18 protein-coding genes are annotated in these 16,862 nt (G+C 62.5%); 8 read left to right on the top strand and 10 right to left on the bottom strand.

Features of this window, described 5'->3' with window-relative positions:
• Positions 1-416: 416 nt before the first annotated feature.
• From M8J71_RS11765 to M8J71_RS11750, 4 genes are all read right to left on the bottom strand, one after another.
• The gene (locus tag M8J71_RS11765; RefSeq protein WP_256248093.1) at positions 417-1,961 is read right to left on the bottom strand and encodes a dihydrolipoamide acetyltransferase family protein; all 1,545 of its coding nucleotides are present in this window, start codon (positions 1,959-1,961) and stop codon (positions 417-419) included.
• A 2-nt stretch (positions 1,962-1,963) separates the two neighbouring features.
• Positions 1,964-3,076, bottom strand: coding sequence for an alpha-ketoacid dehydrogenase subunit beta (locus M8J71_RS11760; RefSeq protein WP_256248092.1), 1,113 nt, complete (start codon positions 3,074-3,076; stop codon positions 1,964-1,966).
• Positions 3,073-4,296, bottom strand: a complete 1,224-nt coding sequence (gene pdhA, locus M8J71_RS11755; RefSeq protein ID WP_256248091.1) for a pyruvate dehydrogenase (acetyl-transferring) E1 component subunit alpha — start codon at positions 4,294-4,296, stop codon at positions 3,073-3,075. Before pdhA ends, M8J71_RS11760 begins: the two co-directional genes overlap by 4 nt.
• A gap of 235 nt (positions 4,297-4,531) precedes the next feature.
• Positions 4,532-5,362 (bottom strand): SGNH/GDSL hydrolase family protein, encoded by an 831-nt coding sequence (locus M8J71_RS11750; RefSeq protein ID WP_256248090.1) that lies wholly within the window; start codon positions 5,360-5,362, stop codon positions 4,532-4,534.
• Positions 5,363-5,540: 178 nt separating this feature from the next.
• Here M8J71_RS11750 and M8J71_RS11745 point away from each other — a divergent pair, with 178 nt between their 5' ends.
• Positions 5,541-5,831: a hypothetical protein gene (locus M8J71_RS11745; protein ID WP_256248089.1), complete on the top strand. Its 291-nt coding sequence runs from the start codon at positions 5,541-5,543 to the stop codon at positions 5,829-5,831.
• Positions 5,832-6,056: 225 nt separating this feature from the next.
• Here M8J71_RS11745 and M8J71_RS11740 read toward each other — a convergent pair whose 3' ends face one another.
• The gene (locus tag M8J71_RS11740; RefSeq protein WP_256248088.1) at positions 6,057-6,470 is read right to left on the bottom strand and encodes a nuclear transport factor 2 family protein; all 414 of its coding nucleotides are present in this window, start codon (positions 6,468-6,470) and stop codon (positions 6,057-6,059) included.
• Between the two features lie 200 nt (positions 6,471-6,670).
• Here M8J71_RS11740 and M8J71_RS11735 point away from each other — a divergent pair, with 200 nt between their 5' ends.
• The 7 genes from M8J71_RS11735 (at position 6,671) to M8J71_RS11705 (ending at position 9,917) form a co-directional block, all read left to right on the top strand.
• A complete protein-coding gene (locus tag M8J71_RS11735) occupies positions 6,671-7,282 on the top strand; it encodes an ArsR/SmtB family transcription factor (protein ID WP_256248087.1) in 612 nt (203 codons plus the stop codon).
• A 407-nt stretch (positions 7,283-7,689) separates the two neighbouring features.
• Positions 7,690-7,932 carry a hypothetical protein gene (locus tag M8J71_RS11730; RefSeq protein WP_256248086.1) on the top strand — a complete coding sequence of 81 codons (243 nt, stop codon included), beginning with the start codon at positions 7,690-7,692 and terminating at the stop codon, positions 7,930-7,932.
• A gap of 110 nt (positions 7,933-8,042) precedes the next feature.
• Positions 8,043-8,507, top strand: coding sequence for an Lrp/AsnC family transcriptional regulator (locus tag M8J71_RS11725; RefSeq protein WP_256248981.1), 465 nt, complete (start codon positions 8,043-8,045; stop codon positions 8,505-8,507).
• Positions 8,508-8,667: 160 nt separating this feature from the next.
• Entirely contained in the window at positions 8,668-8,823 is a 156-nt protein-coding gene (locus M8J71_RS11720) for a hypothetical protein (RefSeq protein WP_256248085.1), read from the top strand.
• Positions 8,820-9,101, top strand: coding sequence for a hypothetical protein (locus M8J71_RS11715; protein WP_256248084.1), 282 nt, complete (start codon positions 8,820-8,822; stop codon positions 9,099-9,101). The genes M8J71_RS11720 and M8J71_RS11715 overlap by 4 nt, the downstream gene beginning before the upstream one ends.
• A gap of 157 nt (positions 9,102-9,258) precedes the next feature.
• A complete protein-coding gene (locus tag M8J71_RS11710) occupies positions 9,259-9,729 on the top strand; it encodes a polysaccharide deacetylase family protein (protein ID WP_256248083.1) in 471 nt (156 codons plus the stop codon).
• On the top strand, positions 9,726-9,917 hold the full coding sequence (locus M8J71_RS11705; protein ID WP_256248082.1) for a hypothetical protein: 192 nt from the start codon (positions 9,726-9,728) through the stop codon (positions 9,915-9,917). The genes M8J71_RS11710 and M8J71_RS11705 overlap by 4 nt, the downstream gene beginning before the upstream one ends.
• A gap of 233 nt (positions 9,918-10,150) precedes the next feature.
• Here M8J71_RS11705 and M8J71_RS11700 read toward each other — a convergent pair whose 3' ends face one another.
• From M8J71_RS11700 to galE, 5 genes are all read right to left on the bottom strand, one after another.
• Complete coding sequence (locus M8J71_RS11700) at positions 10,151-11,446, bottom strand: O-antigen ligase family protein (RefSeq protein WP_256248081.1); 1,296 nt, start codon at positions 11,444-11,446, stop codon at positions 10,151-10,153.
• Between the two features lie 287 nt (positions 11,447-11,733).
• A complete protein-coding gene (locus M8J71_RS11695) occupies positions 11,734-12,537 on the bottom strand; it encodes a hypothetical protein (protein ID WP_256248080.1) in 804 nt (267 codons plus the stop codon).
• Between the two features lie 170 nt (positions 12,538-12,707).
• The gene (locus M8J71_RS11690) at positions 12,708-13,937 is read right to left on the bottom strand and encodes a MinD/ParA family ATP-binding protein (RefSeq protein ID WP_256248079.1); all 1,230 of its coding nucleotides are present in this window, start codon (positions 13,935-13,937) and stop codon (positions 12,708-12,710) included.
• Positions 13,938-14,265: 328 nt separating this feature from the next.
• Complete coding sequence (locus tag M8J71_RS11685) at positions 14,266-14,412, bottom strand: hypothetical protein (protein WP_256248078.1); 147 nt, start codon at positions 14,410-14,412, stop codon at positions 14,266-14,268.
• Between the two features lie 1,160 nt (positions 14,413-15,572).
• Positions 15,573-16,583 (bottom strand): UDP-glucose 4-epimerase GalE, encoded by a 1,011-nt coding sequence (gene galE, locus M8J71_RS11680; protein WP_256248077.1) that lies wholly within the window; start codon positions 16,581-16,583, stop codon positions 15,573-15,575.
• Positions 16,584-16,862: the final 279 nt, after the last annotated feature.

Genomic DNA, 16,862 nt, shown 5'->3' with positions numbered 1-16,862 from the left:
GGCGTAACGCCCTTTTGCCCGACGTCTCTTACCGGCTCGTGCGGCCGACCGTACCGCTCTTTGCAGCCAGAATCAATGCATTTCCCCGGTGTGGGCGGCTGCCGCCACTCCCGCCGCCAGGAGCAGGCGACCAGTACGACGGCGGCGCGCGCCGCCGTCGTACGCCTCACCGTCCCGAGAGGTGCTGCCACCTCGACTGATGGAGCATTTGGGAAAAGCCGACATCAAGTGATGGAGCGTTTCGGTTTAACCGACATCGAGTGATGGAGCGTTTGGGAAAACCCGACATCGAGTGATGGAGCGTTTGGGAAAACCCGACGTCAAGTGAGAGAGCGTTTGGGAAAACCCGACATCGAGAGAGAGAGCGTTTGGGAAAAGCCGACGTTAAGTGAGAGAGCGTCGGGATGGAGGTTGGGTCAGAGGTCGGCTAGGAGGGTGGTTGGGTTTTCTATTGCGTCGGCTACGAAGCGGAGGAAGCCGGCTGCGGTGCCGCCGTCGCAGACTCGATGGTCGAACGTTAGGGTCAGCTCGGTGACCTTGCGGACAGCCAGCTCACCGTTCACCACCCACGGTTTGTCGATGATCCGGCCCACGCCGAGGATGGCCACCTCCGGGTGGTTGATGATCGCCGCCGATCCGTCCACACCAAACACTCCGTAGTTGTTCAGCGTGAACGTGCCGCTGCCCAGTTCGGTGGGGGTTGCTTTGCCCTGTCGCGCGACGTCGGTCAGCCGCCGGATCTCCGCGTCCAGCTCCCGGGCACTCAGCTTTTCGGCGGAACGGACCGAAGGCACCACCAGACCCCGGTCGGTCTGGGCGGCGATGCCGAGGTTGATCCCGTCGAACGAAACGATCTCCTGGGACCCGTCGGGCGAGGATTCGATCCGGGTGTTCAGCTCCGGGTACTTTTTTAGCCCAGCTGTGACAAACCGGGCAATAAACGCAAGCAGGCCGGGCACCTCAGAGCCGCCGGCCTTGAGTTCCTGCCGAAGCTCGACCAGTGCGGTGGCGTCGACGTCCACCCACACAGTTGCCTCGGGGATTTCCGAACGGCTGCGGGCCATGTTCGCGGCGACGGCTTTGCGCACTCCCCTAACAGGAGTCCGCGAAGAGATGGCAAGGCCGGTACGGGCGTCCGTCCCGGCAGCTTTTCCATTGGTCCCCACCCGCTCCCTAACCTCGCTAGCTCGGCCAGGGAACCCTGCGGGCGTGGGCCCAGGCTCCACCGGAGCGGGCTCGACCGCCGGCGTGCTGATGGCCTTCTCCACGTCGCGGCGCATGATGAGTCCGCCCTCGCCGGAGCCGGGGAGCTCTCCGAGGTCCACGCCGTGCTCCCGGGCCATGCGCCGGACCAGCGGTGAGATCACGGCACCGAGCTTGCCGGGGACGCGGGTGCGCAGGAGGGAGAGGTCCACGTCGGCATCCGCCGCGGAGCCGCCGTCGGCCGCCCCATCCTCCAGGGGAAGGGTGCCGACAGGCCCGGCCGCGGAACCCTTCCGGGCACGCGTCCGGCGGGCAACACCGTGGCCCCCAGGAGTTCCGTACCCGATGAGTACGTTGCCGGATCCGGCTTTTTCCTCTTCGCGGTAAGCCTCCGCCTCGGGATGGGCTTCGGCGTGCTCAGCTGCCGGCTCCCCCAGTTCGGTTTCGGTCGGCTGGGTTTCCGGCTCGGCAGGCTCGGCGGCAGGTTCAGCCACCGGAGCAGGCCCACCCACGGAAACAGGCGTCACCGAGATCAGCGGCTTCCCCACGTCCAGCGTCTCGCCCGGCTGCCCGTGCAGCTCAGCCACAATCCCCGCATAAGGAGAGGGCACCTCAACCGTGGACTTCGCAGTCTCCACCTCGGCAATCGGCTGGTCCACGGTAATCGTGTCACCAACAGAAACATGCCAGGAAACGAGCTCGGCTTCGGTGAGGCCTTCGCCCAGGTCCGGCAACAAAAACACGCGTGTTTCACTCATGGTCAGTTCTCCCACTGAAGGTCGTCAACGGCGTCGAGGATGCGGTCCACGCCGGGCAGGTAATACTTCTCAAGCTTCGGCGCCGGGTAGGGGATGTCGAACCCCGTGACGCGGCGGATGGGCGCGGCCAGGTAGTGGAAGCAGCGCTCCTGCACCCGGGCCACGATCTCGGAGGACACGGACGCGAAGCCGTGGGCTTCGGCGATCACCACGGCCCGGCCGGTCTTCCGCACCGACTCGCAGACAGTGGCATCGTCGAACGGGACGATGGTGCGCACGTCAATGACTTCCAGCGAGCGCCCTTCCAGCGCAGCGGCCTCGGCAGCAGCGAGCGCTGTGGGGACGGACGGCCCGTAGGCGATCAGCGTGGCATCCGTTCCGGGACGGGCGACGGCGGCGCGGCCCTCCGAGGACCGGCCGGCGGAAGCAGCAGCAGAGTGGGCAGAACGCAGCTCACCCAAATCCACCAGGTCCTTGGACCAGTAGAGCTTCTTCGGCTCCATAAACACCACGGGATCGTCCGAGTCGATGGCTTCGCGCAGCATCCGGTACCCGTCCGCCACGGTGGCCGGGGTGAACACCTTCAGGCCGGCGGTGTGGGCGTAGTAGGACTCGGAGGAATCGCAGTGGTGCTCCACTCCCCCAATGCCGCCGCCATAGGGAACCCGGATGACCAGGGGCAGTTTCACGGCGCCCTTGGTGCGGTTGTGCATCTTGGCCACGTGGCTGATGATCTGCTCGAACGCCGGGTAGGCGAACGCGTCGAACTGCATTTCGATCACCGGGCGCATCCCGTTAATGGCCATGCCCACGGCCATGCCCACAATCCCGGACTCCGCCAAAGGGGTGTCGAAGCAGCGCTGCTCGCCGAAGGTCTTAGTGAGCCCGTCGGTGATGCGGAAGACGCCGCCCAGCGTTCCGACGTCCTCGCCGAACACCAGGACGGAGGAATCGGCGTGCATCGCGTCGGCCAGTGCCGTGTTCAACGCCTTGGCAAGAGTGACCGGCTGGGGGCCGGCGGCTTCCGCGGAGGCAGCGGCCGAGGCGGCGGCCCGGGCAGTCGCAGCAGAAACGTTGCCGTTGGCCTCAGACGAGGTGGTGATGGTGGGGCTCACTTGCCGGCCTCCTCGGTAGATGCTGCTGCGTCGCGGGCGAGTTCGTCGGCGAGCAGGGCGGACTGTTCCTTCAGCTGGGGCGTGGTCTTGGCGAAGACGTGGCGGAAAAGCTCCTGCGGGTCCACGGGAACGTCCTCGCTGAGGCCGTCACGCAGCTGCGTGGCAACTGCCTCCGCCTTCTCGCGGATCCGCGCCTCGCCGTCGTCGTCCAAGAGCCCGCGGTCCGTCAGGTAGGTGCGCATCCGGTTCACCGGGTCCTTGGCCCGCCACTCGGCAACCTCGCTGTTCTCGCGGTAGCGGGTGTCGTCGTCGGCATTGGTGTGGGCCTGCATGCGGTAGGTGTTAGCCTCCACGAGCAGGGGGCCGGAGCCTTCCCTGGCCAGTTTCACGGCCCGGTCCAGTACGGCGAGGAGCGCCACCACGTCGTTGCCGTCCACGCGTTCCCCGGCCATGCCGTAGCCCACGGCCTTGTGCGCGAGCGACGGCGCCACGGACTGGTGTGCCAGCGGCACCGAGATGGCGTACTTGTTGTTCTGGACGAAGAAGATGACGGGCAGGTGGAAGACGGCGGCGAAGTTCAGGGCCTCGTGGAAGTCGCCTTCGCTGGTGGCGCCGTCGCCGCACATGGCCAGCACCACGGTGTCCTCGCCGCGGAGCTTGGCCGCGTGGGCCACGCCGACGGCGTGCAGCAGCTGCGTGGTCAGCGGGGTGCACTGGATGCCCACTTTGTGCTTAAGGGGATCGAACCCGCCGTGCCAGTCACCGCGGAAGATGGTCATCACCTGCACGGGGTCCACGCCGCGGGTCATCACGGCGACGGCGTCGCGGTAGGTGGGGAACATCCAGTCGCCGTCGGACAGGCACAGCGCGGCCGCCACCTGGCAGGCTTCCTGCCCGTGGCTGGACGGGTACACGGCCATGCGGCCCTGCCGGACGAGTGCCGAGTTCTGGTCGTTGACGCGGCGTCCGACGACGAGCTGCTCGTACGCTGCCAGCAGCTCCTCATCGCCGGGCAAAGGGTACTCGTGGCCGGGTTCGGTGCCCTGCTCACCTTCGGGCTTGAGCCGGCCGTCCGGGTCCACCATCTCGATCTGGTGCCGGGCGGGAAGCATGTAATCCTCGGCCGTGATGCCGAACTTCTTGGCAGCTTCGGTGAGGGCGTCCTCGGCGGGCGCCTGGCTGGTTTGGTCCGGTGCGGTGTGGTTCGCGGAGATCGTCATCGGTTCCGTCCTTCTGTTGCCACTATTACTCCCCAGTATCCGCCCACGGAAGGTTTCGTATCCAGCACGTCGATAAATCGTGGAGAAGCTGCGCGATTCTGCCCCTGTCGGAAGACGAATTGTACGTGTGAGCTGGGTTACTGACCGCGGCCGTAGACAAATTGGCGGCGAGAGACGCCAGGGGTTGCTAGGGAGACGGCGGCGGCGGGTCTGCGGGCACGTAGTCCTGGGCCATCTATTGGATCAGAGCGGCCCAAGACTGCAGGAACTTTTCAGCGATGTAAGCGTGGCCGGCAGAGTTCGGGTGGGCGCCGTCAGCGTCGAAGCCCGGGCTGTTGGCAGTTGTGAACCAGCCGGCCTCGGTGGCGTCAATGAAGGGAGCGCCGGCAGCTGCGGCGCCGGCGCGGACGGCACTGTTCACGCCGCGCAGTTCCTCCGCGAGGGGCTGGGGCGCCGACGGCCCAAGCACCACCACCTGGACGCCCGGCCAGAACCTGCGGGCCGCCTCAATGGTCTGCGCCGTGGCAGCTGTAACTTCTTCAAGGTTGGGGATCCGGGAGTCGTTCTGTCCGCCCTGCAGAATGAGGACGTTGGGCACGAAGGCGGGGTCGGCGGCGATTTCCTGCAGCCGCACCTCGTACTCGCCGGCCAGTTCGTCCTGCCCACCGCCGCCCCAGGCGAACCCGGTGCCGGACACTCCGTCAATGTTGGTGGGGTATCCAAGCTGTCCGGCAACGAGATACGCCCACCCCTGGTCTGGCTGATCTGCGCCAACACCGGCAGTGTACGAATCGCCCATGACAAGGAGGACGGGCTCGGCCGGCAGCGCAATTCCCGGTTGTGGCGTGGTTGCAGCGGCCGTGGGTGCGGGAGCCGGAGACGTAGGAGCCACAGAGGCACTAGGCGTCGGCGTGGCTTCCAACGTGCTCGAGGGGACAGGACCGGCCTCGCCTGCACCCTGTGGGCCCATCAAAGCGATGGCTGCCACCCCGAATGCTGCCACGGCCAGCACGAAAAGTGCAGCGTACTTGATCCACTCCTGCATGCGCCCGCCGTTTCCCCTCACCCGCACATTTTACCGGCGGTAGGTAGCCCGCCTGCGGAGCAAAGCGGCGCTCTTGTCCTGCCTACGGCCGCGCACATGTCAAAGGGTTAACCAACCGTGACCTTCCGGTCGTTCCGTCGCCGCGCAACAGCCGTTACTGTCGACTCCACCATCCGGATCGAACGGAAAAGAGGCGACGATGAGCATCGACATCGAAATTGGTAGCAGCCTCAGCAACGAGGACGCGGCGCACTTTGCGGCCAAGACGGAAGTCATCACCACAGCGATGCAACGGGTACGGGAGGCCCACGCAGCATACAGCTGGGCGTGGACGGACGAGATCCGCTGCCGGGAGTGCAACGCCAGCCTCGACGTACCTCTACTCGCCAGCACGAACGCCAACGCGGACAAGGCTTTTCAAGCACATCAGGCCGCCCAGTTGGATGCCTTGCTGGCTGCCGGCGGCATCGGCCCGGCAGCCCATTCGTAAAGACTCCCTGGAGAGCCTAGGGCGTACGACGGCGGCACGCGCCGCCGTCGTGTGTCTCACCGTCCCGAGGGGAGCCCGGCATTTGGTGGGAGAGGATTTGGTTTGAACCAACATCAACTGCGAGAGGGATTGAGTCAAACCAACATCTGCTGAGAGAGGGTTTGAGCTACAGGTCGGCCAGGAGGGTGGTCGGGTTTTTGATGGCGTCGAGACGCCCGGGCGTTGCTAGGTAACCGGCGGCGGCGGAGGGTCTGCGGGCACCTCGGAGCGCCATGGAGTGCGCCACTCGGCAGCATCCCAAGCATCCATGATGTAGATCCGTTCGTGCGCAACGCGGTCGCCCCTGAATTCCAGCAGGCTGACAGTGAACATCCACGGGGCGCCGTCGTAGCTGATCAGGTTCTCCACAACCACCAGGTCGGTACGGTGGGTGATGCGCCGGGTGTGGAACTTGAGGTTCGCCGGGTACCGGCGCCGCCATTCGCGGAAGTTCTCCACGCCTTCGAAGCGTTCGCCGGACTGGGGGAACTCAAGCACGGCGTCGCCGTGGTAGATCTCGTGGGCAATGTCCTCGTCCTTGCCTGAGTACTCCCAGTGGCGCCGCAGGGCCTGCATCAGGTCCGCCTCGTCGAGCATCATCGCCTCCTCAGTCCGGGGGACCAAGCGTAACGCCGGGTTCCCAGTCCTGAATAGGGAAAGTACAGCGGTGGCCGCACGGCTGGCACAGATGCGCGAGACAGTTTTTTGAGTGAAACCACTCGTTTATCTGGGCCTGTTCCGGGGCCGGGAGCCGGACAAGGGAGGATAATGGCGTGCAGGCCCTACAGGGAGCAAAGCGCATGAGCACATATGACATTGGCATGAAGAGCCAGCAGGCTATGCCGGGCGGGGTTAATGGCGGAGGCGCCGGCCCGCCAATGTCTGCTGCGGCGGAGTTGTTCAAGGCCGTGGCCCATCCGGTCCGGGCGCAGATCCTGGAGTTGCTCTCATATGGCGAGTCCACCATCCCTGAGCTTTGCGAGGGCACCGGGGTGAAGGCGACGCACCTGTCCCGGCACCTGGGCCAGATGCGCGGGCAGCACCTGATTCAATGTCTGCGGTCCGACGGCCGCCTGATCTACCGGCTGGCGTACCCGGAAGCCGCCGAACTGCTCGCCGCTGCCCGGTCCGTACTCCAGGCCCGGACGGCGTCCGCCGTCACCTCCCTGCGGGCCCTGCCGGAGGAACTGCCCTCCACGGCCCTCTGGGACGATCAGTTCCTGGCCCTGGAGGAATCACTGCTATCGCGTTCGGTGATCGCCGAGGCCTGCGAGGCGATAGCGGCGCGAATCGGCTGCACACCGGAGGAAGCGGCAGGACGGCTCATCATGACGGCCTGCAGCCGCAACTGCACTCTTTTGGGAGCCGCCCGGGACGAACTAAGCAACGGGCAGCAACCGAACCGCCCCTGACATAAAAGGGCCGGTGTTTGCGAGTTGGCGGAAGAAGCCGATCTCGGCAGGACGGGCGCCCGTAATGCTTCGTCTGTTTAGAAAAACTCCTTGACCTTCTCCCTGTATGGGACCACACTCGAATTTGGTCGATTGACGAAAACGTCTATCGGTCAAAATCGGAGTTCATTTTCTGTTATTGCAGGCAGCAGGCTCCGCACCAGGTGGCAGGGATATCCTCTATGGGGGCTCCTGGTGTGGCGATGGACGCGGAGGGGACAGCGTGGTCCCCTCCGCCTCTGAATCACTTTCCCGATCAGCCTTTCCTGCGGTTGACGGGGACCGGGACAACCAAGCGGCATCCGTTCCCGCGGGCGCGGGGCGGCATTTCAAACACAGGGAGAAATGACTAAGGGTGGGTATCCGTAATGGGCATTGACAAGGTGTGGGACCAGCTCGAGCCAGAAACACGGCAGTGGCTGATCGACAATCCCGGGAGCAAGATCCTTCCCCGGGCCGTGGTGGCAGCGATCACCAAGGCCACCGGAGTGGAGTTCGATCAGGACAGGCACGGTGAGACTCTCCTCTCCCCTGCCGACTGCGACTTCATCCGCACTGCAGCGAACCTGGACGATGCCCGGCGCAGTGAGTCCTCGTCCCCGCGTTCCTGACACCCGTTCGTATTCAGGTTGTTCGGCAATCGCAACGGCTTACGCAATTCCCCTTACACTGGGAGACGAATTGTAAGTGTGAGCCGGATTACTGATAGGCCGTGGGCAGCGTGGCAACCAGGGACGCCGGGACGGAACCCGTCCCGTTAGACGACATCGACCGCAGGATTATCTCGGAGCTGACCCGGGACGGCCGCATGTCCGTCACGCAGGTGGCGGAGAACGTCCACATCTCGCGGGCGCACGCGTACACCCGGATCGGCCGGCTCACCAGCGAAGGGGTGCTGTCCAGGTTCACGGCACTGGTGGACCCGATCAAGGCGGGGCTCCGGTCCTCCGCCTACGTGACGCTGAAGCTGAAGCAGGATGCCTGGCGCGAACTGCGCGACCAGCTCGGAGCCATACCCGAGGTGCACCACGTGGCCCTGGTGGGCGGCGACTTCGACGTGATCCTGCTGGTCCGCGCTGTGGACAACATCGACCTGCGGCGGGTCATCTTCGACCAGCTGCAGTCTATGCCTGGCGTCTTGGATACACAGACATTTCTGGTGTTTGAGGATCTGGATACGCGGTAGGTCAGCGAAACTCAGCGTGCCGGTGGCTGCTGGCAGGTGTCGGACCTCCACGAGGGAAAACAAAAGGCCGACTCGGCTTTCAACGTTTGCGAGCTCGCTCCCGGCACTGACCCATCGTGTTCAATCGGTAAGGGAACAAACTGCCACGTTTAGGACGCAGATGGCGAGCCCCGGAACCCCTGCCAATACCGCTCTGCAGGGGTACGCGAAGTCCGGCGAGGTAGGCAGCCTGCCCCGGTTCAAACGCCTGGACCCCAGCATCATTACCAACTTCCAGACCGGGCACGGCTGGACACCACCGGCGCCGCCTTCGTGAACCTAAATGACACGAGCGACTACGCGTTCGGCACGCAGTCCGCGTCTTTGGTCACGAACGCCACCGGCTCGTTCACCTTCTTCGACAAGCACACGCTGAATATCGACGCCACCGGCAAGGTGTTTCGGGTATGGATGAAAGTCGATGGCTTGGCCAAGGCGAGCCGTGTGGAGCCGGTAGCCGCTTCCGACGCCGGGGTAACCAACTACTTCATGATTCAAGCGCCAATTGGGACCACGGGGCTGAGCCTTCCTTGGAAGTCCGGCGAGCGGGTTTGAGTCACCTTCCCGTGGGCGATCGCCTCAACAGGCGGCACGCCGAATAGGGCAAGCATCACCCGCATCCGCCTGCTGACCTACGACGCGGCTGGCGGCCCCTGCACCTTCCGTGTCAACCGCGTCGAACTCGTGGACGACAAAGGCCCCTGGACCAACGGTGTCATCAGCCTTACCTTTCGATGACTCGTACATCGGCCAGTACACCAACGCCCGCCCCAAAATGGATCAGTACGGTTACGCCGGCACCCTGTTTCCCATCACGGAAATCATCGGCGCCACCGACTGGATGACACTGGACCAGATGAAAAAGCCCTACTTCAATCAGGGATGGGAAGTTGGGGCGCACGCAACCACCGCGGCAACGCACAGTCAGTCCATGAACGGGATGACCAGTGCGGAGCGGCAGGCGGAACTACGGGCACTGAAGGGCTGGCAGGTAGCCAACGGTTTCCAGTCCGATTCGTTCGCTTGGCCCAACGGTACCTTCGACGCCGTGAGCGTTGCGGATGTCCAGCAGGTCTACGCCCTGGGCCGGATTGGGGGATGCAGACCACCGAGCAACAGGTCCCCGCACTGTCGCACCGCATCCAGTCCCGGAGCCCTACCTTCCAGACACTGGACCAAATGAAGGCGGAAGTGGACACGTGCAAGGCGAACGGGACAAGGCTGGTCTACACCTTCCATGACATTGTGGACGCGAAAACCAAGGGCAACGATGTGACCACCGCAGACTTCAACGGGCTCATCGATTACATTGCAGCGCAAGTCATCCCGGTCAAGACCATGCAGCAGGTGCTACGGGCGTCAGCCGCGTAGGAGTTCCCGCAAGGTGGCTTCGTACTCGGCGGCGAGTTCGTCTTCGTGGCGAACCGCTGACCGGGTGCCTAGGCGTGAGTACCGCCCTCCGACGCGACGGGGTACTGGGCCTGAATGTCGAGCAGGCGGCGGCCACGAGACTGTTTAGTGGTGTTCCCCATGTCCGCACGTATGGGTGCATGTGAGACACGGTGAAATCCGCAAGGATGACAACTACGTCTACGTCAAGACTTCTAGTCCTTGGTCGCGAATCGTTGCTGATATGTGGCAGGTAGAGAAGGATTCTTTTCTGCCTGCCGCATATCTCGCGTCCTTGCGCTCCACATCGCCCAAGCAAAGAACGGGGCCATTTGGTAAAACAGCGAGTACGCCCAGCAGTAGGCCAGGATCAAAGTGAATGCGGCTGCGGCAGTCCCTACGTCACGCGTGCGGAGCAACCGCCAGAGAACGACCGCGAGCAGGCAGACGAAGACGAAAACCCCGAACAGCCCGAGCCGCAAATAGACCGTCACGTACCAGTTATGCGGAGCCCACTCTACGTATGTTCCTTGGAAAACCCGTTTCCAGCCTGACCCAAAGGGGCTGCCGAAAACGGTGGGGCCCATACCCTCTTCCAGGTTCTGCCCAATCAGTGTCATCCAAGTGTTCTCACGGTCGGTGTATGTCTTAGTGCCAGCGGCCGAGGCGGTGAACTCATTCGCGAATGGGTTAAAGACCCCTGATAGGGCCAAGATGGCTGCCGCAAAAGCCGCGGTCACACCAGCGACTACCAGCCGGGCGCGGGCAACCCCGCGCACCTTGAAGAACAGCACGATTAGTCCAGCGCCTAGCGCTAACCAAACGGACCGGTGCTGCGCCACGAGAGTCACACCAATAAACAGCGCAGCCCACCAAAGGCCCTTACGCGTTGTACTGCCTAAGCCATGGAGCATATAGACGCCGCACAGGGCGACCAGGACCGCCTGACCCGCAGTGAGCGGCCGAGCTGTCTGCATGATGCCACTGAATGCGGACTGAACGAACCCATCAGCCTTTCCTAAGCCGTAGAGCGCAATGTGCGTGGCGGCAACCAGGGACAACACCAGGCCAGTGACGATAGTCCATCGCCGCATACTGGCCTGCCATGCATCGCTGGGCCAATCCTGATTCAACGCCCAAGCAACGGCGGCTAGCGGGTAGAGAAACGACCGGAACTCGTTGAGGCCGCCTGCACCGTGTGTAGCCGCCCCCCACACCAGGGATGCTGCAATGGCAATGACAGTCACCACAACGATGAGAATGTACGGCCTCACGGCGGCCCAAAAACGCTGAGGACGGAAAGCCAACGTCAGAAGCATCACCCCGGCCAAAGCGTCCTCCGGGAAGATGGCCGCTCCGCCAACCGAGCCAACAGCCGGAAGCGCCGGCCAGTCCCACTGCGCCGCTGTGATTGCCGTGAAGGCGTATAGGACAATCTGGGGGTATTTGCTGGCCTGGAGCGACAGTAGAAGGAAAACGATCAGCCCGCCGAGGAGCAAGAGCGCCGTCACCCTTCTTCGCTGCTTTCCATGAAGAACATGATCGAGCTGAAGGCAGGCTTCGGCTTGGAATTTCCCCCAGTAGTCATGCCCTAGATTCTACCGTCAGCGAAAGTAGCGGTTGAGCATGGAGTGGAACCACTTGAAACCGACCACGAGCAGCGCAATCCCGATGGCGGGAACGAGGATCACGACGCCCGCGCCATGATCCAATCCAGCACGTCCAGATCGGGTGCATTCTCAACAAACATGCCTCCATCATAAGGGGCAAGCTTCGACCGGGTGGAAGCGCTCGGCGCTTACAACCTGGTAGCGGCAACTGTCCGGTAGAGCTGGTGGACGCGGTGCATGGCCTCTATGTCATGGCCGCGTCCACCACTGCTCTTGCAACGAACTACGAAAGTGTCCCGTAGATCTTCGGCGGTCAAGCCGCTCAGGTCTTCGGGCGTCAGGACATCAACCCTGCGGAGTGGCTGGACCTCGATTGCTGCCCTAGCCATTGAACGCCCCATAGCGACATCGTCAATAAGCTCGTACTCCCACTTCGGATCGGAGGCGGCGCTTTCAACCAGGTCTCGGGACATTAGGGTGCAGGTACCGGAAGCGAACCGGGTTCCGCCAGCCTCGCCTATGAACCCCGCGTAGTAGCCCCGATCCGGTAGGGCCTGGACGTACTCATCGAGCATAGGGAGGCTGACGTAGCTGGATGAATTTGTGCGGAAGACGTAGTCGAACTCTTGGGTGGCCAGAAGGTGACGCAGGCCGGCGATGTTCTTGGCGTTCGTATTCAGGTACGTCTCCGGCACTCCGGTGTAGATCCGGTCCCCGGTCGTGTGGGCCTGCCGTGCGGCAAACCAGGACCCGGAAACGCGACTGCAGAGGCCAAAAGTGCGTTCCCCTGTATAGCGCCGCACGCCTGATTGGACGTAACGGGCAAGTGTGCGCGTAAGCTTCCCTGATCTGCCATAGAGCCAAAACGTCGGGACCATGGGTGCCGCCGCCCAAGTTTTACGTTGGCCTTCATCCTCAATGTCCCGCCACGGCTCGGCATCCATCGCCAGAACCAGGACAAGCACACGCTTACGCGATCCCCCAGAAGTCATAGACGCAATTGTAGGGGCTATAAAGGACCGGTTATGTGCCCTACTCCATATGGCAGCGAATTATGAGGTAAGCCCAAGGATTTGGTGCACCCATTACGCTCGCGCAGCCTTACCCGGACTAGGAACGAGACCCAGGTTGACACATGGGAAGCAAGCCCTGCACAAAGGTTTTAGCGGTACCCGTCCACAATCGCCGCAGCAATCTCTTTATATGCACGACGCGTCTCGGGCTTGAGCACATCCAAGGTCACAAGGTCGCCGTCAGCAACACCGCGGTCGTGCGGCACGGCAATCAGTTCGCGGCATATGCCGGCCAAGTGTTCCTCAATAGCGTCCTTGTCCACGCGCGACGAAACCTCGTCTTTGTCCGTGATCACCACGATGGCATTGCGGGCCAGGTCCTCGTACCCATGGCTGGCCAGCCACTGCAGGGTACTGCGCGCACGTTTGGCACCGCTCACTGCATAGCCGGCAGCGATGACCAGGTTGTCCGCGGACTGCAGAATCCCGCTCATTGCATTGTGCGTGACGCCCGTGCCGCAGTCAGTCAGGGCCACCGAGTAGTAGGCCGCAATTAGCTTACGGATCCGCAGGTACTCCTCGGCGGTCAGCGAGTCCGAAACCTCCGGGTCCTGTTCCCCCGCAATGAGATGCAGTCTGCCTGCGTGGTGCATGTAGCGCGCCAGAGCTGTGAGTGAATCAATGGACTCAATGTTCCGGAGCAGGTCAGTGATAGTGCGGGGGCTGGCCTGCTGATAGATGCCCTCCCCCAAAGCACGCTCCACGAGGTCACCCGAGTCCGGGTTGGCATCGATGGCGCAGGGCGCGTCGCCGCGGTACTCCGCGAGGGTCAAGCCGACGCCCACGGTGGTGGAGGTTTTGCCGATTCCTCCCTTGAGGCTCAGCACGGCAGTGTTGTAACTGCCCTGCAACTGGCGCGAGATGCGGCGGCCCAGTTCTTCTTCCTGACGCTGCTTTGCGCCGGGGCCCATGTTCCAGGCCCCGCCTGTCATCTTAAAGATGGCGCCGCGCAGACCACCGACGGGGCGCGGTTTTTGTTCCTTTACAAACAGTCCTGGCGAACTGATGAAGTCCGGCATGGGCTTTTCGGCGATGGTGTCGGCCACAGTGGGCCGAACCCTCCGAAACGCGGGAGTTTCGGAAGGAGCGTCCGACGGCGGTATCGGGGCTTCCGCTGCCAGGGTATCCGGTACAGAGGTGATGGTATCCGTCGCAGCGGACTGCACAGGTACCGACGCCGGCGCACGGGTGGGAGCCGGGACGTGCGCGGCAGGCGATACCGCGTCGGCTGCGGCAGCCGCCTCAGCCCAGGAGGTCCGGCGCGTCAGCGCCCTGCCGGCGTCGGGCTGGCTGGCTGAGTCGGGTGTTACGGCTGGCATGGTTCCTGTCCGGGCATCCGTCGGCTCGCCGTCGGCGCGACGAAGGTCACGGCGTCGGCGAGGCTGCGGCTGCCCTGCATCCTCTGCATGGGCGCGTGCGTTCTGATCCGCCGGATCGGGCATGTATGTCCCCCCAGGACGTTTCGGAAAACTGTTCTGCTGCACTCGTTCAAACAGTAAGTCTAGAGGGTTGGCGAGTCCCCAGGTCAGATGCGCGTCAGGGCGGCGGACACTACAGCTGCGGTAAGGACCAGGAGGACGGCCAAAACGGTATAGCCCTGCCACTTCGGACGGCCTTTGTGCGGGTTGATGTCTACGTACGGCATGGCTAGCGGCGGTCACCTCGTGCGGCGGGGGAAGCGCCGATCCGCACGGCGCGGCGCTTGAGCCGCAGCATCTGGTACAGGACAAAGAAAGGAACCAGAAGGGTGCCCAACAGCGCGCAGAGCGCAAAGGCGAACTCGGATATAGCCACAACAGCCTCCATCGGTCACAGTGATCCCCATCAGCTATGACCCAACCACGTGACAAACGGAATGACAAGTCACGTCAAGAGTTGGCCTGGGCCGGCAGCGGCTACCCCTGGAGGGCCATCAGCACCACGGCCGCAGTGGCCACAGACAAAGCCGTCAGCAGAAAATATGAAAGTACCCTTATATTTCGCCGCCTCAGCTCACTGCGAAAGTCCCGAGCGCGGTAAGTCCCAGCGTATTTACCCATGCCCCACATGCTAAAAACACAGCCTCAAGTTTTGATCAAGTCACGTGCATTGTTACGGAGCAGAAGGCACTTTCCAATGGTCGCTAGGAGCAGCTAGGGCCCACCCAGGTCAAAGAGCGAGGATAGCACGCACTCCCAGCGAACTTCCGCACTGGTGAAAACACGAAATCCTGCTGTCCACCCGACTGAGCATGGGCGCGCCCCCCACCCGTGCTCGTGCCAGAAAGGTCGGTGCCGGAGTACCCCTCCAGAAGAATTAGCCTGACTTCTTCCATCGTCTTTCAAACAGCCGCGCTGACGGCCGGAACGCCGCCGAAGTTACGGAGGTCAACGACAGTACAATTCGCAGGGCTCCAGGTTGTAGCCGAGCGGGTATCAGGCACGCTCTCACCATCGGAACCGGAATGAGGTCTCTCCGAGCAAGCGCCGGCTTCGGTATGCAGATGAATGGCAGTCTGGCCCCGAAGTATGGCTTCTGTTACGAATCCGGGTTGAGTGGAAAGGGGCTTTGCAGATGGGGCTGCCCGGCAGACGGCGGCGGTCATCGTGCTGGCATGGTTCGAGGAACTAGTCTCTCCAGAGCCTCCCATGGCCGGTCGCGGAATTCATGGCTGCGGCGAAGCGCGGAGATAAGGCTGAGCGCGGGAAAGGAGTTCTGCATGGACGGCTGAGTCACTCACCTAAGGGCTGTGCTGGTACCTACCCCAGGAGGTCGTCGACTGGGCTTGGGGCGGGTAGAAAAGCGTGACAGAACCTGAAATTTTCGGTTTTCGGGGTCGTTGCACCCTCAGAACTCGATATTGTTGTGCCCCTAGAATCGCTTTCACGGGGGAGAGTGCTCCTAAGGGACATCCCATACCATCACCTGTTTCCCTTACTATCTGTACTCGCGTTAGGGGTCAGCGTCCGAGGAATTTAGCAGTAACCTTGAGGGTTGTTACTCTGCCACTTCCAATGGTCCTCGCACATCTGCATGAGGTTCCTTCGGGCTGACCATCCGAGGTCCGCCAGCGCCGCTGACGGATCTGCGTAACTTACAGCCGCATCGCCCAGCCTTCTTGGCGCAAATTCAAAGGGCACGGGAAATCCGGCCGCCCGCCCGAATGCGTTTATAACTTCCAGTACAGAAGAGCCGTGCCCTGTTCCCAAGTTCCAGCGGAAGACGCCAGTCTTGTTTTCGAGATGGGCAAGGGCGGCAAGATGCCCGGCAGAAAGGTCCATGACGTGAATGTAGTCCCGGACACCTGTGCCGTCGATGGTTGGGTAATCATTGCCGAAAACCAGCACCTTCTCACGACGCCCCACTGCTACCTGAGCTACGAACGGCACCAAGTTGTTGGGAACTCCCTGCGGGTCTTCTCCTATGAGACCCGATTCATGCGCCCCTACGGGATTGAAGTACCGGAGCAAGGCGATAGACCAACTGGAGTTAGCAGCGCCCAAGTCAGAAAGAATATCCTCGATCTGCTCCTTGGTTCGACCGTAAGGGTTGGTGGCATCCAGGGGCGACTTTTCGTTAAGTGGAACGTTCTCAGACGCCCCATATACAGTAGCCGACGAGCTGAATACTAATCGACGCACGTTGGCCTTTTCCATACTTTGCAGGAGGTTTAAGGTACCCATGACGTTGTTGCGATAGTACAAAAGGGGCTTCTCCACAGATTCACCAACTGCCTTCAGACCAGCAAAGTGGATAACGGCGTCAAATTGGTTTTCCTGAAATACTCGATCAATGGCAAGAGCGTCGAGCAAGTCAACCTCGCAAAAATGGACCTGTTTTCCGGTTAGCCCTTCCACGCGTCGTAACGATTCTGATGTCGAATTTGTAAGATTGTCGAGTACTACGACGTCGTAGCCCTCTTCTAGAAGGCAAAGCGTTGTGTGCGACCCAATGTACCCGGCCCCGCCGGTAACCAATACCTTCACGGGTTAGATTGTAAGCGGACTACTCGCGCAATCCGCACACCAGAAGTCATAATTGCACTTGTTTGTGGCGCGGCGAGTATGATCGGCTTTGGTCCCGACAATCTGGTTATAGGGCACGTTCCAGCAGGGTGGCCTTGGTTCGACCATGACTGCTCCGGGAGGCACGCTGCCGGTAATCGTCGCATTCGCGCCAATGACGGCGCCACTGCCAAGACCAGCGGCACCCCGACCTTCGCCATGAGGACAGCTCCCTCCCCGATGGTTACGCCGTCCTCGACA

It is taken from the genome of Pseudarthrobacter sp. R1 (genome assembly GCF_024494415.1).
Lineage (GTDB): Bacteria > Actinomycetota > Actinomycetes > Actinomycetales > Micrococcaceae > Arthrobacter.
This window is presented reverse-complemented; position numbering and strand designations above follow the sequence as displayed.

What these genes read in the sequence shown, in the direction of transcription:
- M8J71_RS11765 (WP_256248093.1), bottom strand. Translation starts at nt 1,961, where the DNA reads ATGAGTGAAACACGCGTGTTTTTGTTGCCGGACCTGGGCGAAGGCCTC.
- pdhA (WP_256248091.1), bottom strand. Translation starts at nt 4,296, where the DNA reads ATGACGATCTCCGCGAACCACACCGCACCGGACCAAACCAGCCAGGCG.
- M8J71_RS11745 (WP_256248089.1), top strand. Translation starts at nt 5,541, where the DNA reads ATGAGCATCGACATCGAAATTGGTAGCAGCCTCAGCAACGAGGACGCG.
- M8J71_RS11740 (WP_256248088.1), bottom strand. Translation starts at nt 6,470, where the DNA reads ATGATGCTCGACGAGGCGGACCTGATGCAGGCCCTGCGGCGCCACTGG.
- M8J71_RS11735 (WP_256248087.1), top strand. Translation starts at nt 6,671, where the DNA reads ATGAGCACATATGACATTGGCATGAAGAGCCAGCAGGCTATGCCGGGC.
- M8J71_RS11730 (WP_256248086.1), top strand. Translation starts at nt 7,690, where the DNA reads ATGGGCATTGACAAGGTGTGGGACCAGCTCGAGCCAGAAACACGGCAG.
- M8J71_RS11720 (WP_256248085.1), top strand. Translation starts at nt 8,668, where the DNA reads ATGGCGAGCCCCGGAACCCCTGCCAATACCGCTCTGCAGGGGTACGCG.
- M8J71_RS11705 (WP_256248082.1), top strand. Translation starts at nt 9,726, where the DNA reads ATGAAGGCGGAAGTGGACACGTGCAAGGCGAACGGGACAAGGCTGGTC.
- M8J71_RS11695 (WP_256248080.1), bottom strand. Translation starts at nt 12,537, where the DNA reads ATGACTTCTGGGGGATCGCGTAAGCGTGTGCTTGTCCTGGTTCTGGCG.
- M8J71_RS11690 (WP_256248079.1), bottom strand. Translation starts at nt 13,937, where the DNA reads ATGCCAGCCGTAACACCCGACTCAGCCAGCCAGCCCGACGCCGGCAGG.